The organism is Paramylibacter kogurei (genome assembly GCF_002742285.1).
Lineage (GTDB): Bacteria > Pseudomonadota > Alphaproteobacteria > Rhodobacterales > Rhodobacteraceae > Amylibacter > Amylibacter kogurei.
In genome coordinates, this window is sequence record NZ_MDGM01000012.1 from 458203 (window position 1) to 472521 (window position 14319).

Here is a 14319-nt window from a genome sequence, read left to right on the forward strand (position 1 = left end):
TAAAGGTCGCTAAACGGCCAAAAACAATAGCTAAAGAGGCGCAAAAGCGCCCTGGGGTATGATATGAGCAGGATTTTACAAACCGCCGCGGCGGTCGCGTCCCTTGGTACAGTATGCGCTGTGGTTTATTGGGGTGTAACGTTAAGCCAACTTGACCCAAACACAGTTCCCGTCATTCGAAAGGCCGCAGGCCCCGCACGTATCGCACCCGAAGACCCAGGTGGGTTAAAGGCCGATCACCAAGGTTTGGCCGTAAATGCGGTGCAAGCCCAAGGAAGCGTTGAAATCCCAACCGAACGCGTTGTTCTGGCCCCGCGCACGGGTGTGTTGCTGGACGAAGATTTATCAGGTGCGATGTTGGTCGCAGCGCGCGCAACAAATGACGCCCCGATTAGCGCGGCATTTGAAACAGGCGCACAAACCATCAGCGTGCCACATGCCCAAGCAAATGTTGATGACAGCCAAATTGATCTGGAAATTCCGGAGGTCAGCGCAACACCAACACCCACCGCCGCTGAACCAGTCAAAGAATTGGCCAAGGTGGTTGAACCATTGCCCGCCGATTTGATCCGCCCAAAATCACGCCCGCGTGGTTTGGTGCAATTGGCATCATTGGAAAAGGGTATCACGCCAAAACCAGTGACCACAAAAATCGGCGAACCATTGGACAGCGTTCCATTGGGCAGCAAATTGGTGCAATTGGGCGCATTTGATTCCATCAAAGGAGCGCGTTCGATTTGGGCGAAAACCCTGACCAAACATTCCGATTTGTTAGGCAGCAAAGATTACATCATCCAAAAGGCCGATTCAGGCGGGCGCGTATTTTACCGTTTGCGTGTTGCGGGGTTTGATGGCGCGGATGATGCACGTGCATTATGTACTGCGTTGAAATCACGCAAAACGCCTTGTATCGCGGTCACCGCACGGTGAGCAGTCAAAACGCGGTCATTTTCGGATGCGAAGGTTTGCGCCTGAGCGGTGCTGAAAAATCATTCTTTGGTGATGCGAAACCTTGGGGTTTTATCCTGTTTGCGCGCAATCTGGATACGCCCGATCAAATTCGCGCGCTTTGCGCGGAACTGCGCGAATGTGTTGGGCGCGATGCACCGATTTTGATCGACCAAGAAGGCGGGCGCGTGCAACGGCTGCGCGCACCACAATGGCGCGAATGGTTGCCACCGCTGGATCAAATGGCGGCGATTGCCAACCCCGCCGATCAACGCCGCGCAATGGCGTTGCGCTATCGTTTGATTGCACATGAATTACGCGATCTTGGCATTGATGTGAACTGTGCCCCGATGTTGGATGTGCCCACACCCGATGCGCATTACATTATCATGAACCGCTGTTATGGTGATAACCCTGATATCGTGGCCGAAATGGGCCGCGCCGTATCAGAAGGGTTGCTCGCAGGTGGCGTATTGCCAATTATCAAACATATCCCCGGACATGGGCGTGCGAATTTGGACAGCCACCACGATTTACCCCATGTGGATGCCAGCGCGGATGATCTGCGCAATATTGATTTCAAACCGTTTCGCCATCTGTCTGATCTGCCCATGGCGATGACGGCGCATATTGTTTACACGACAATGGATGCGCAAAATTGCGCGACCCTATCGCCCGTTATGATTGATGCCATTCGCAACGACATTGGGTTTGATGGTTTGCTGATGAGCGATGATTTATCAATGAAGGCGCTAACGGGTACATTTGCACAGCGCACAGTTGGCGCAATAAACGCGGGCTGTGATGTGATTTTGCATTGCAATGGGCAACGCGACGAGATGGATCAAATCATGACACAAGTTCCCGTATTAAGCGGCAAACCACTGGCACGTGCGAACGCGGCATTGGCCATGCGCCACGCACCCGAACCATTTGATTTGGCAATGGCAGAAGAAAGCTTCTCTGCCTTGTTGTAGGTCAGAAATTCGCGCACTATACCGCCAATATGGAATCACAAACGCATATCGATGGCGCCACACAGGCGCGACTTGCCGCCGAAAGCTTGGTTGTGGATGTTGATGGCTATGAAGGGCCGCTTGACATTCTGTTGACCCTTGCGCGCACGCAAAAGGTGGATATGCGCAAGATTTCTGTGCTGGAACTCTCCGTTCAATATCTGAAATTCGTGGAAGAGGCGAAAAAGCTGCGCCTTGAATTGGCTGCGGATTATTTGGTGATGGCGGCGTGGCTGGCGTTTTTAAAATCACGCCTGTTGTTGCCCCCTGATCCCACTGATGACGGCCCATCGGGCGAAGAACTGGCCGCGCATTTGGCATTTCAACTGGAACGGCTGGAGGCCATGCGCAGATCAGCCGCCAAATTGATGGCACGCGATCAATTGGGCCGCGATTTTTTCGCACGGGGCCTGCCCGAAGATGTGACGCGCAAACGCAATGTGGTTTACAAGGCGACGGTGCTTGATCTGATGCAAGCCTATGCCCAGATCCGTACCAAGGATGAATTCACCCCATTACACATGGAAGAACGCAAAAGCGTGTTCACAATGGAACAGGCGCTGGAGCGGATGAAATCATTGATCGGCCATGCGATGGAATGGGGCACGTTGCAACAATTCCTGCCAGATGGTTGGCAAAACGATCCCAAATTGCGCCGATCCGCCACGGCATCGACGTTCGCTGCCATGTTGGAATTGGTCAAAGAGGGCAAATTGGATTTGCGCCAGAACGAGGTGTTCGCACCCATCGAAGTGAAAAAGAAAGACGGTTAATGTCCCAAGATAAACCATTAAACCAAAGCCTGTTCGAAGCCCCACCAATGGGTGAACAGGAACGCATGATCGAAGCGATATTGTTCGCAACCGCCGAACCCCAATCCAAAAAACAGATCGAGGATCGTCTGCCCCATGGTTGTGACGTGTCCGAAGCATTGGTGCATCTGCGCAAACGTTACGAAGGGCGCGGCGTGCATTTGGTTAAGGTTGGCGATGGCTGGGCGTTTCGCACGGCGGGCGATCTGGGTTTCTTGATGCAAAAAGAAAGCACCGAAACACGCAAATTATCACGGGCTGCCATCGAAACATTGGCGATCATCGCCTATCACCAACCTGTCACGCGGTCTGAAATCGAAGAAATTCGCGGCGTTTCCGTATCGCGCGGCACGATTGATTTATTGCTGGAATTGGAATGGATCAAATTGGGCCGGCGGCGCATGACGCCCGGTCGCCCCGTGACATTTATCGTGACCCAAGAATTCTTGGATCATTTCGGTCTGGAAACCCCGCGCGATTTACCCGGCGTGAAAGAATTGCGCGACGCAGGGCTATTGGACAACCGCCCACCACCCGGTGCCGTACCCGGTGTGTTGAAATCCGAAGATGATGGCAGCGGCGGCGAAGAGCCTGATGATTACGAGGCGGATGACGATGATCAGGATGATATGTTTGGGTAGAGCCGAAACGGAGCCGTTGAATGTTTGAACCTGCGGAAATATTGACGGCCATCTGGGATGCTGTTCCGAGTGAATTAATCTATCTCTTGATCGCAATCTTCGCTGGATTGGCGTTTCTTAAGCTCTTACTTCCCAGACGCAGCGCGGTGCGATCAAAGTTTGATTTTCGAAATGTTCAGGATCAGCACAAGGCGATTGAATCCCATCCTTTAACTGTCAAGCCTTTGATAAATAAAGAATGTTTTGATCACGTTTTTGCCCATGTCGAAAACAAGTTACAAGCGTATGGTGCAAGATATAGATTGTTTGCAGAAGTTTCTGTGGGGGCTTTTTTAACGACGAAAAATCCGAAACATTTAAAAGATGTTTACGGAGCATATGGTAGTAAACGCGTGGATATGTTGATTGTAGATTCGCATCAGATGCCAGTTGTGGTGATCGAATATCATGGCACTGGGCACTTTCAAGGTAACTCACGCGAACGCGACGCGGTGAAACGCGCTGCATTTGCCAATGCTGGGCTGCCTTTGTTGGAGGTTTTTCCAAATACCGGATATCAAGAGCTGTCTAACATGATTGATCAAGTGTTGCGTGATCATGAAGATCATGGAACCACGGCAATAGCATCATGAGCCGCTTCATCCAAAATATCATCCGCGTGTTAATCATGAAGGGCATGATGCAAGGGGTGCGGCGTGTGATGAATTGGTGGGGGGATCGCCAAGCGTGGGGGCAGGATGTTGAACAGGCCAAGGTGATCAAGGATCAGACGCGTAAAAACACCATAACCGCGAACCGATTGGTGCGTATGATCCGCCGCTTTGGGCGGTTTTAATTCATGAAACAATTCATTTCCGCCATCAGTGTTGTTGTGCCCGATTATGACGCAGGGATTGCGTTTTATGTGGGTCAGATGGGCTTTGATCTGATCGAGGATACGGATATGGGCGCGGGGAAACGCTGGGTTTTGGTTGCGCCCAAAGGTGCGGTTGAAACGCGTATTTTATTGGCCAAGGCCGTAGGCGATGAACAGGTTGCCGCCATTGGCAATCAAACGGGTGGGCGGGTGTTTTTATTCCTTCATACCGATGATTTTGAGCGCGATTATGCGGCGATGAGCGCCAAAGGCGTGGCGTTTTTGGAAACTCCACGTAACGAGCCATACGGAAAGGTCGCCGTGTTCAGCGACCCGTTTGGTAATAAATGGGATTTATTGCAGTTAAAATAGCGCGATAATCAGCCCCAAAAGCGCAAGCACAAACAACAAAGCGATTGATGCGAGCGTGAGCATAAAGCCAAGGCCGCGCGTTGAAGGCTCCTTGAAATAGGCGCGGCAATAAATTGTGCGCCCCACCAAATAGACACAGCCAACCAGTGCCACCAAAACCGGTGGCCAGTATTTTCCCGCCAAAAACAAAAGTGGCAAAAACGCAACGATACATTCCAGCGTGTTCATTTGAACGCGGTACATGCGTTCAAATCCATCATGTCCCGTCATTGTCGGCGCCTTTAGTCCACTATCGCGGCGCTGTCCGCCCACCAGATAGCCAAAAAAGAGATATTGAAATACTGCGAGTAGGGCGATGAGTTCGATCAGTGGCATAATGAGGTCCTGTGGCAAATACGAGATATGGTGTTAACTGCGCAATTGTTATCACGCCAAAGGGTGCGGGCAATAGAAAAACAGTGGTCGCGGGTTTTGGTTGAGATCGCATTTTTGGGGATGGATAGCTCTGCGAATTTATGCGGTAGTTGAATCTATCAAACGCGTGTTATTCTTAACTTTATCCAGATCAAACGAGGACGCGGTGAATACAATATGAAGAAAAAGTTAATCGTTTTTGTGTGTTGCTGTTGGCTCGTCGTTCTTAATCTGATCTTTTCTGAGCCAATAATTGGGAACGTGCTGATTGCTTTGGGATTTGATAAGAATGTTATGGTTGTTTTTCAATGGGTATTTGGTTTGGCGGTTTTGCTCGGCGCGGGCATTCCATTCGGATATTGGATTGTGAAACTATCCGATTGGTTCGAAACCGTGATTGATGAATCTTCGATTTACAAAAGTCGCAAAGACGATTGAGATCGCTTCGGACGAAAGGCACTTTACCCCAGAAAAATCCGCCAGCACGAAAGCCACGCGAAGGGTTTTAATCCTTGCGTGGTTTCGCCTGTTTGCACAGTTTCGCGTAAATGGATTAACGCGTGACGGGCCCGCCGATTGCGGTTTGTGTCGGACAGGGGGAAACCCTGCACTCTGGGGTTGATAGCCCCGTAAATCGTTGATTTTGCGAGTGATACGATAGGGGAGAAAGCCCATATGCATCCAAAACCTGTGTGACGTCAGGGGTGTTATACACCGCAATTGGTTATGATTTTGTAAGGGGTACGTGCGCTGGTTGTGGCGCAATCAAACGGGGGCTTTGAAATGTTTGGACAATTTCAAACCTTGGCCTTGGTAGTTGGATTTCAAATCCGCGCCGTATAGTAAATCGGGTACTTCGGCCATGCGTTCATAAACCAAGCGCCCCACGCTTTGGCCATGTTCCAAGGCAAATGGTGCCTCGTGACAGCGTACCTCGAGCACACCGCGTGATCCGTGACCGCCCGCAGCACTATGGCCAAATCCAGGGTCAAAGAAACCCGCATAGTGGACGCGAAATTCGCCAACCATGGCAAGGTATGGCGCCATTTCAGCGGCGCAATCGGGGGGGATATGCACGGCTTCGCGGCTGACCAGAATGTAAAATGCGCCCGGATCAAGGATGATGCGTTTATCCGTGGCATAAACCGGTTCCCAGAAATCATCGACGGCGTAATGGTTGATATTATCAAGATCAATCAACCCCGTATGAGGTTTGGCGCGATAGCCGACCAAACCATTTGGCAGATCAAGATCAACGGAAAAGCCAAGCCCGTGATCAATTTGCGCAGGCCCATCAACCAAGCCAATATCGGCGTGAATGGCGGAAAGTTCACCATCGGATAGCAATGCTTGGCCTTGGCGAAAACGAATTTGGTTAAGTCGCATACCAGGGCGGACAAGCACGGAAAATGAACGTGGGCTGATTTCGGCGTAAAGGGGACCGTTATATCCCGCCTCGATCCGATCAAATTCGATGCCGTTATCGGTGATACAACGGGTGAACACATCAACGCGCCCCGTGCTGCTCTTGGCATTGGCGACGGCGTTGATATCGGTAGGGAGGTTGAGGGATTCCATCATCGGAACCACATAAACACAGCCCTTTTCCAAAACCGCGCCATTGGTCAGATCGACCTCGTGCATTTTGAATTTTTCAAGCCGTTCAGCAACGCTATTACCAGCCCCTGCAAGGAATGAAGCGCGGACGCGATATGCCTTGCGCCCAAGGCGCAGATCAAGGCTGGCAGGTTGAATTTGGCCGGCAGGAATGGGGTCTGTCACATTGATTTCGCCACGCGCCAACATTGATGTGATGGCTTGTGATGGAAGAACGCCGTGATATGCCATATTCCCCCCGCGTGGCTGTGACAGTGACCTGTCAGAATTTGGTCGGGCTAGCAGGGTTCGAACCTGCGACCTCTCGTCCCCCAGACGAACGCGCTACCAGACTGCGCTATAGCCCGTGAAAACCGTTTATATCGGCAAAGTTAGTGACTGCAAGTGAGAAAACACCCGATTGGATTAAGATAGCTGGTTTAACGCCCGTTTCATGCGGTTGCGTACCTTTTTCAGGCGATAAAACAGATCTTCGACATCCATCATCTGATCATCATTCAACGTTGCGCGTGTCTTGGTAGGCGAAATTGCGTGACGTTTACGTTCAACGAGTGATTGCGCATCGGCAACTGGCACAGATTCGGTCAGAACAATTGGTTCTTCACGTCGGCCAACGGCGGCGTTAATGCGATCCTTGGCATCCTGTTCGACAGGGTGTTTGATGTCGGGTGACGCTGGCGCGGGTTGTGCGCTGTGTGATGATGTGAACACAGGTGTTTCATCATGTGTGGGCGTGGATGGGGCAGGGGGTGTTGATGTGTCAGCCACGGATTCTTCTTTGTCTTTGGTTGGGGCCGGTGCGGTTTTCGCAGATTTGGTGCGCCGCCCTTTTTCGGGGAAATCTAATTCTGGCGAAAGTTCGGATACGTGTTTCACACCCTTGTCCGACAGAATCTTTTGCGCAGCTTTGATTGTTATACCTTCGCCATGCAATAGCGTTTTAATCCCACCAAGCAATTTCATATCCGCAGGGCGATAATAACGCCGACCACCCGCACGTTTGACAGGTTTGATTTGGCTAAACTTGCTTTCCCAGAAACGAAGCACATGTGTTGGCGTATCCAACCAATCCGAGACTTCGGAAATTGTGCGGAATGCTTGTGGTGCTTTTTTCATCAGAGATTATCGTTTGTTTCCAGACGATACCTTGTCTTTCATCACGTGGCTGGGGCGAAATGACAAAACGCGGCGCGGGGTGATTGGTACCTCTTCGCCCGTTTTAGGGTTGCGCCCGACACGTGCAGTTTTATCGCGCAGATTGAATGTGCCAAAGGATGAGATTTTCACACTTTCGCCACGTACCAACGCATCAGAGATATGTTGCAACACGCCTTCGACAAGGTCAGCGGATTCATTTCGGGATAAGCCGACCTCGCGAAATACTGATTCTGCTAGGTCTAGTCGCGTTAACGTTTGATCGGCCATAATGTCTCTTCCCCAAAAATGTTACGTTAGGATATTGGGATTCGAATTTGCGAGTCAACAATTTCGTCGGATCAACACGTTGATATGGCAAGAAAAACCCGATTTACCACCGTAATACAACAGCACCCCATGCTAAACCACCGCCAATTGCCTCTGTTAAAAGCAGATCACCTTGTTTGACCTGCCCCCGTTTCACCGCGACTGACAAGGCGAGGGGAATCGATGCAGCAGAGGTATTGCCGTGGTCTTGGACGGTGACCACAACACGTTCCATGGGCACGCCCATGATCTGTGCTGTTTTTTTGATAATGCGCAAATTGGCCTGATGAGGGACGATCCAATCGACATCATCACCATGTAGGCCAATTTTTTCCAAGGCGGATTCACCTGCCTCTGCCAATTTGGCGACGGCGTGTTTGAATACTTCGCGTCCTTCCATGCGTAAAACGCCTGTGGTTTGCGTTGAAGAAACACCGCCATCAACATAGAGGATATCGTTGTATTTCCCATCAGATTTTAATTCTGTGGATAAAATCCCGCGATCGGCATTGGTGCCTTCGCATTCTTGGGCTTCGATAATCAAAGCGCCCGCGCCATCGCCAAACAAAACGGATGTGGTGCGATCATTCCAATCCATAATGCGCGAAAAGGTTTCGGCACCAATGACCAAAATGCGTTTTGCCTGACCCGCGACAATCATCGCATTGGCGGTGGACAGCGCATAAGGAAAGCCCGCACAGACGGCCTGAACATCGAAGGCAAAACCGCCATTCATGCCCAATGCGGCCTGAACCTTGGTCGCGGTGGAAGGGAATGTTTGATCAGGGGTCGATGTGGCCAAAACAATCGCATCAATATCTGTGGCAGGGATGCCCGCGTGATTAAGCGCATCCTTGGCCGCATGAATGGCCAGATCAGAGGTCAGTTCACCATCGGCGGCAAAATGGCGACGTTCAATCCCTGAACGTGAACGAATCCATTCATCGCTTGTGTCGATCTTGGCTTCGAATTCAGCATTTTCAACAACACGCGCAGGCAGGTAATGCCCAATGCCGATTGGGACTGCTCTTGTCATTTTCATTTTTTACCCCGGGGTCGATTCTTATTCTTGTAACGTTACGTTACGTATCTTCGCCTCCTGCGGCGGCAGATGCAACACGTGCGGCAAGTTTTTCTGAAAATCCAAGTTTTGCAAGTTGATAGCCGAGCTGAATCGCAGCCGCGACACCGGTGGCATCGGCATCGCCATGTGATTTGATCACAGTGCCATTCAGGCCCAGAAATACACCGCCATTCACACGGCGCGGATCAATGCGTTTTTTCAAACGCTGCATCGCGGTATAGGAAAATAACGCGCCGATGCGTGAAAATGGGGTGTGGCGAAACGCTTCTTTAAGCAAATCACTGATAAGATTTGCGGTACCTTCGCCAGTTTTCAATGCGACATTGCCCGTAAACCCATCCGTGACGATCACGTCAACCTTGTTTGATGGCAGATCGCTTCCTTCGATAAAGCCGACGAATTCATATTCGTTGCTGGAAAAGCTTTCGGTGATTAGTTCATGCGCTTCTTTAAGTTCGGTGCGGCCTTTGTGCTCTTCGGTGCCGACATTCAACAAACCAACGCGCGGCGTTTCAATGCCAAGCCCGTTGCGCGCATAAGATGCCCCCATCAATGCGTATTTCAACAGATCGGGCGCATCGGCGCGTACATCGGCGCCCATGTCCAGAACCACGTTAAATCCGCTGGGGTTGCGCGATGGCCACAGAACCGCAATGGCGGGGCGGTAAACACCCGGGGCCTTGCGCAGGCGCAGCATGGAAATCGCCATTAACGCGCCCGTGTTGCCACAGGAAACGGTGACGGCCGCCTCTTTGTTTTTAACGGAATCGATGGCGTTCCACATGGATGTGCCCTTGCCATTGCGCATTGCAAGGCTGGGTTTGTCATTCATGTTGATAGAGGATTCAGCGTGGCGAATATCGCATTTGCCGGTCAATGATTTGCGTTTCGCAATCAATGGTTTCAGAACAGTTTCATCGCCATGCACGATAAACCGTATATCTGGATTTGCGCTGGCGGATTTATGCAACCCGCCGACAACAGCAACCGCACCCCGATCGCCGCCCATTGCGTCAACCGAGATAACAATATCTGATTCAGATTTGTTGATAACAGAATTTGCGCCGACCCGATCAATGTCGTTTGTCATGTCGGATCAGCCCAAAGCCGTTTTATGCCGCGTCGTCGTCTAGGTCGATTTCTTCAACGCTAGAAACAACTTGACGATCATCATAGTGACCACATGCGCCACATACGTGATGTGGGCGTTTCAGTTCACCGCAGTTTGCGCATTCGTTTGGATTGTCTGCAACCAATGCGTCGTGTGAACGACGATTGTTACGACGAGAGCGCGTAATCTTGTTTTGTGGGACAGCCATGTCACAACCTCGAATTTGTGGGGCAGCGCCCCTTTATAATAGTCCAGCAAGTCGCAAAGAGCGTCTCGATTCCCGACCTAATGGAAGAGCCGCGAAAATACAAAGAAAATCCGTTTCTGCAACCCCTTTATGTCACTTGGCGCTTATTTTGACAATTTATCCTTTAATGATGCCAATGATGCGAATGGTTTTGCGTCATCATCTGTCATCGCAGCCTTGCCAGGTTCAGTAAAAACAGCGTTTTCCAGCGTTGCACCGGGGATTTGTGGATAGGGGGGTAAATTCAACGCGATTACCTCTGATGCGATGGCAAACAGATCGATTTCGTTGCCCAAAGGCTCCGTTTCGACATTTTCATCCATTTCAGAAACAGAATCCTCTTCGAAATCTTGATCGTTGGGGATGAAATCGCGCTGAATGTTTTCATCGATGCGGGTTTTCACAGGTTCAAGTGTGATCACACAAGATTGCACCACTGATGCGCCCAATTTTGCGTTTAATGTCCAGCTTTCGCGCCCTGCGGCCTTGATCGTGCCGTCAAACGACAATTTGGTCAGGTCGACCAGTTCCAAATCTTGGATAATCTGGCCCAGTTGTTGTTCAGTGAAATCAAGCGCAAAGCGATATTCGCCGTTTTGTGGCAGATCAGAAACCGCGACCACAGATGCATTATGAATTTTTGATTGATTTTTCGTCATGTTTTTTTTCGTCTTACCCGCATTGTGTTGCTTTGATCTTGAACAAAGAAACAAGATGTTTGATTGTAGACCACGCACAGGGTATGTGGGCAAGAGTTAACAGGTTAAAGGCGCATAAAATGTTTGGAAGATTAAACCGATTTATGGCAGTGGGCATATTGCTGCTTGGATTCGCCGCCTGTTCCGAAGTGTTCCGTTATCACGGCTATGCCCCAACAGATGCCCAATTAGAAGAATTGGTTGTGGGCATTGATACCCGCGGAAGTGTCGAAGACATCGTTGGCCCGCCATCCAGCACAGGTGTGATGAACGATGGCGGTTGGTATTATATTTCCACCAAAATACGCCATTACGCATACCAAGAAGCACGCGTCGTTGATCGTGAACTTGTCGCCATTTCATTTGATAGTGAAGATGTGATCACCAATATCGAACGTTTCGGTCTGGCAGATGGGCGCGTCATTGTGTTGAACCGTCGTGTGACCGAATTGCCCGTCAAAGGGCCAGGTGTGCTAAGCCAGATTTTGGGTACATTGGGTAACATTGATGCGGGTCAGATTTTGGGCGGCAATTGATCGCTTGGTCTGTAAACAAAGCGTTACAATCATTATGTAAGTGCACATCATGCACCCTGCGTTTTGCGCGGGGGCTGTCAAATCCGGTTGGGTTGGAGGATGCAAAATGGTGATCTTGCAAAAGGGACAGTACCGCGCCCGTTTCGCGCAAACCCCAAATGATATTATGGCCGCGCAACGCTTGCGTGCCACGGCGTTTTTGGGTGATCACAGCGGTTTGGATCAAGATGAATATGATGATCAATGTCTGCATGTATTGATCGAAGATGTTCAATCTGGACAGCTAAGGTGCTGTTTTCGCATGATGTTTTTGGCAGCACAGGATTGCCCCGATCAAACCTATTCGGCGCAATTTTATGATCTGAAACATTTCAAAAACTTTGACGGGGCAAAGTTGGAATTGGGGCGATTTTGCATCGCACCTGATGTGATTGATCCCGATATTTTGCGCCTTGCATGGACCGTGATTACGCAATTCGTTGATGAACGGGATGTCAAAATCTTGTTTGGTTGTTCTTCATTTCATGGCACGGATGCGGCGGCCTACACCGATGCATTGGCATTGTTAAAAGAGCGCCATTTGGGCCCAAAAAAATGGATGCCACGGATCAAAGCGCCAAAAATTTATCGCTTTGCCAAGGAATTGAAGGGGCGCAAGCCTGATATTCGCGCCGCACAGCGCACTTTGCCGCCATTGTTGCGTAGTTACCTCACCCTGGGTGGTTGGGTCAGCGATCATGCGGTGGTGGATCGTGCACTTGGCACGTTGCATGTTTTCACGGGTGTCGAAATCGCGAGCATTTCACCCGCACGTAAACGAGTGCTGCGCGGTGCGATCTAGCAGATAGTTTAGCCGCCCGTATGGCTCATGTGGCGGGTCATTTGACCATCGGCGCGTTGGCGCGAATAATCAAAATCATGCCCCTTGGGTTTGGTTGCAATCGCCCCGTGAATCGCACGGATTAGGGGCGCATCATCATCAGGGTTGTCGCGCAAAACGCTGCGCAAATCGGATTCATCCTCTTGCCCCAAACATTGGAATAACTGCCCAGTACAGGTTAGCCGCACGCGATTACAGCTTTCGCAGAAATTATGGGTCAGTGGGGTGATAAACCCGATTTTTTGATTGGTCTGGGACAGGCGCACATATCGCGCAGGGCCACCGCTTCGTTCATCGGATTCGATTAAATCCCATGTTTTTGCCAAACGTGCGCGCAAATCTTTGAGCGACCAATATTGATCCAGACGATCCTCGTTACCGATGTCGCCCATGGGCATCACCTCGATAAAGGTCAGATCCATATCGCGATCTGCACACCAGCGCACCAGCGTTTCCAATTCATCCTCGTTAAAACCCTTGAGCGCGACGGTGTTGATTTTCACGCGCAGCCCTGCGTTCAGCGCTGCATCAATCCCATTCAACACCTGCGCCAAGCGCCCCCAGCGGGTGATGCGGGCAAATTTATCTGTGTCCAGCGTATCCAGCGATACGTTGATGCGTTTTACACCACAGGCGGCCAATTCATCGGCATATTTCGCCAGTTGCGATCCGTTGGTTGTAAGCGTGAGTTCACCAAGCGCACCCGATTCCAAATGGCGCGACATGTTTTGGAAAAACGTCATGATTCCACGCCGCACCAAAGGTTCACCACCCGTAATGCGCAGTTTATTAACCCCTTGGCTGATAAACGCAGAACACAGGCGATCCAGCTCTTCGAGTGTCAGCAATTCTGCCTTTGGCAAGAATGTCATATTTTCCGACATACAATAAACACAGCGAAAATCGCAGCGGTCTGTTACAGAAACCCGCAGATAATTGATCTCGCGTGCGAAAGGGTCGATAAGTTTGGGTGTATTGGTCATGGCGCCACCTTATGGGTGGGAAATTTTGCGTGCAATAGGCCAAAGGTCACAAACGCGTTGAAACCGACATCATCGGCGCATAAGTTTAGCGCAACAAGGCAAAGGATGAATGATGCAACATTTTAAGATTTCAATCGCTCTGGGTGGTTTGGCAATTTTGGCCGCTGGCTGTGCGGATAATGCGGGTTCATTCCCAACGCTTGGTCAGGGATACAAAGAATCAACCGAAGTGGTGTCAGATGTCGCCCCCGAAACACAAGAAAGCGTCGCTGAAACAGAGGTTGCATCTGTTGATCCAGATGTGTTGACCACAGGTGTGACACCGCAACAAGCCGCAACAGTAAGCGAAGCCGAAGTCGCCGCCGCCACCGCCGCGCCAAGCACATCGGGTGCATTGCTGGGCGAAACAGTTGGGTCATTGGGATTGTTGGAACGCACGGGCATTTGGGTGCGAACACCTTTGGTCACGGCCGAAACAGAAGGGCGCATTGTGGTGAAATCCACAGGAAAATCGGCAAATGTCACGTTGATTCCGCTGGGCGGTGATGCGGGCGCGGGTTCGCAAATTTCATTGGCAGCGATGCAATTGCTGGGCATTCCACTGACGGATTTGCCCGTGCTGGACGTTTACAAAAGCTAG

Annotated in this window: 20 protein-coding genes and 1 tRNA gene; 11 read left to right on the plus strand and 10 right to left on the minus strand. The window is 50.7% G+C overall.

Annotated elements, in window-relative coordinates:
• Nucleotides 1–63: 63 nt before the first annotated feature.
• The 7 genes from BFP76_RS07710 to BFP76_RS07740 are packed head-to-tail and all read left to right on the plus strand — an operon-like array spanning nucleotide 64 to nucleotide 4645.
• Complete coding sequence (locus BFP76_RS07710) at nucleotides 64–930, plus strand: SPOR domain-containing protein (RefSeq protein WP_099592601.1); 867 nt, start codon at nucleotides 64–66, stop codon at nucleotides 928–930.
• Entirely contained in the window at nucleotides 927–1925 is a 999-nt protein-coding gene (gene nagZ / locus BFP76_RS07715) for a beta-N-acetylhexosaminidase (protein WP_240514005.1), read from the plus strand. Before BFP76_RS07710 ends, nagZ begins: the two co-directional genes overlap by 4 nt.
• Nucleotides 1926–1954: 29 nt before the next feature.
• On the plus strand, nucleotides 1955–2737 hold the full coding sequence (locus BFP76_RS07720; RefSeq protein ID WP_099592605.1) for a segregation and condensation protein A: 783 nt from the start codon (nucleotides 1955–1957) through the stop codon (nucleotides 2735–2737).
• A complete protein-coding gene (gene scpB, locus BFP76_RS07725) occupies nucleotides 2737–3417 on the plus strand; it encodes an SMC-Scp complex subunit ScpB (protein ID WP_099592606.1) in 681 nt (226 codons plus the stop codon). The genes BFP76_RS07720 and scpB overlap by 1 nt, the downstream gene beginning before the upstream one ends.
• A gap of 20 nt (nucleotides 3418–3437) precedes the next feature.
• Complete coding sequence (locus tag BFP76_RS07730) at nucleotides 3438–4049, plus strand: DUF2726 domain-containing protein (protein ID WP_099592607.1); 612 nt, start codon at nucleotides 3438–3440, stop codon at nucleotides 4047–4049.
• A complete protein-coding gene (locus tag BFP76_RS07735; RefSeq protein ID WP_099592608.1) occupies nucleotides 4046–4252 on the plus strand; it encodes a hypothetical protein in 207 nt (68 codons plus the stop codon). The genes BFP76_RS07730 and BFP76_RS07735 overlap by 4 nt, the downstream gene beginning before the upstream one ends.
• A gap of 3 nt (nucleotides 4253–4255) precedes the next feature.
• Nucleotides 4256–4645, plus strand: coding sequence for a VOC family protein (locus tag BFP76_RS07740; protein WP_099592610.1), 390 nt, complete (start codon nucleotides 4256–4258; stop codon nucleotides 4643–4645).
• On the opposite strand, the gene BFP76_RS07745 is transcribed toward BFP76_RS07740, so the two are convergent.
• Nucleotides 4637–5020 (minus strand): MAPEG family protein, encoded by a 384-nt coding sequence (locus BFP76_RS07745; RefSeq protein WP_099592612.1) that lies wholly within the window; start codon nucleotides 5018–5020, stop codon nucleotides 4637–4639. The two genes, BFP76_RS07740 and BFP76_RS07745, sit on opposite strands and share 9 nt — an antisense overlap.
• Before the next feature lie 333 nt (nucleotides 5021–5353).
• Between BFP76_RS07745 and BFP76_RS14660 the strand changes: the two genes are divergently transcribed.
• Nucleotides 5354–5497 (plus strand): hypothetical protein, encoded by a 144-nt coding sequence (locus tag BFP76_RS14660; RefSeq protein WP_165775683.1) that lies wholly within the window; start codon nucleotides 5354–5356, stop codon nucleotides 5495–5497.
• Nucleotides 5498–5824: 327 nt separating this feature from the next.
• On the opposite strand, the gene BFP76_RS07755 is transcribed toward BFP76_RS14660, so the two are convergent.
• The 8 genes from BFP76_RS07755 to BFP76_RS07790 all read right to left on the minus strand — a co-directional run bounded on the left by BFP76_RS07755 (nucleotide 5825) and on the right by BFP76_RS07790 (nucleotide 11241).
• Nucleotides 5825–6907 (minus strand): 2'-deoxycytidine 5'-triphosphate deaminase, encoded by a 1083-nt coding sequence (locus BFP76_RS07755; protein WP_099592615.1) that lies wholly within the window; start codon nucleotides 6905–6907, stop codon nucleotides 5825–5827.
• 39 nt (nucleotides 6908–6946) lie between these two features.
• A tRNA-Pro gene (locus tag BFP76_RS07760) sits at nucleotides 6947–7023 on the minus strand.
• A 58-nt stretch (nucleotides 7024–7081) separates the two neighbouring features.
• Nucleotides 7082–7792: a MerR family transcriptional regulator gene (locus BFP76_RS07765; protein WP_099592617.1), complete on the minus strand. Its 711-nt coding sequence runs from the start codon at nucleotides 7790–7792 to the stop codon at nucleotides 7082–7084.
• 6 nt (nucleotides 7793–7798) lie between these two features.
• The gene (gene ihfA / locus BFP76_RS07770) at nucleotides 7799–8101 is read right to left on the minus strand and encodes an integration host factor subunit alpha (RefSeq protein ID WP_099592619.1); all 303 of its coding nucleotides are present in this window, start codon (nucleotides 8099–8101) and stop codon (nucleotides 7799–7801) included.
• 103 nt (nucleotides 8102–8204) lie between these two features.
• Complete coding sequence (locus tag BFP76_RS07775; protein WP_099592620.1) at nucleotides 8205–9176, minus strand: beta-ketoacyl-ACP synthase III; 972 nt, start codon at nucleotides 9174–9176, stop codon at nucleotides 8205–8207.
• A 46-nt stretch (nucleotides 9177–9222) separates the two neighbouring features.
• On the minus strand, nucleotides 9223–10314 hold the full coding sequence (plsX, locus tag BFP76_RS07780) for a phosphate acyltransferase PlsX (protein WP_099592622.1): 1092 nt from the start codon (nucleotides 10312–10314) through the stop codon (nucleotides 9223–9225).
• Between the two features lie 22 nt (nucleotides 10315–10336).
• Nucleotides 10337–10543: a 50S ribosomal protein L32 gene (rpmF, locus tag BFP76_RS07785; protein ID WP_099592623.1), complete on the minus strand. Its 207-nt coding sequence runs from the start codon at nucleotides 10541–10543 to the stop codon at nucleotides 10337–10339.
• 143 nt (nucleotides 10544–10686) lie between these two features.
• On the minus strand, nucleotides 10687–11241 hold the full coding sequence (locus BFP76_RS07790) for a YceD family protein (protein ID WP_099592625.1): 555 nt from the start codon (nucleotides 11239–11241) through the stop codon (nucleotides 10687–10689).
• 119 nt (nucleotides 11242–11360) lie between these two features.
• On the opposite strand from BFP76_RS07790, the gene BFP76_RS07795 reads away from it, so the two are divergent.
• Together BFP76_RS07795 and BFP76_RS07800 are read left to right on the plus strand one after the other, a co-directional pair.
• A complete protein-coding gene (locus tag BFP76_RS07795; protein ID WP_099592627.1) occupies nucleotides 11361–11816 on the plus strand; it encodes an outer membrane protein assembly factor BamE in 456 nt (151 codons plus the stop codon).
• Nucleotides 11817–11922: 106 nt separating this feature from the next.
• The gene (locus tag BFP76_RS07800; protein ID WP_099592628.1) at nucleotides 11923–12657 is read left to right on the plus strand and encodes a GNAT family N-acetyltransferase; all 735 of its coding nucleotides are present in this window, start codon (nucleotides 11923–11925) and stop codon (nucleotides 12655–12657) included.
• Between the two features lie 8 nt (nucleotides 12658–12665).
• Here BFP76_RS07800 and moaA read toward each other — a convergent pair whose 3' ends face one another.
• Nucleotides 12666–13679, minus strand: a complete 1014-nt coding sequence (moaA, locus tag BFP76_RS07805) for a GTP 3',8-cyclase MoaA (RefSeq protein WP_099592630.1) — start codon at nucleotides 13677–13679, stop codon at nucleotides 12666–12668.
• A gap of 112 nt (nucleotides 13680–13791) precedes the next feature.
• Between moaA and BFP76_RS07810 the strand changes: the two genes are divergently transcribed.
• Nucleotides 13792–14319: a hypothetical protein gene (locus BFP76_RS07810; protein WP_133117408.1), complete on the plus strand. Its 528-nt coding sequence runs from the start codon at nucleotides 13792–13794 to the stop codon at nucleotides 14317–14319.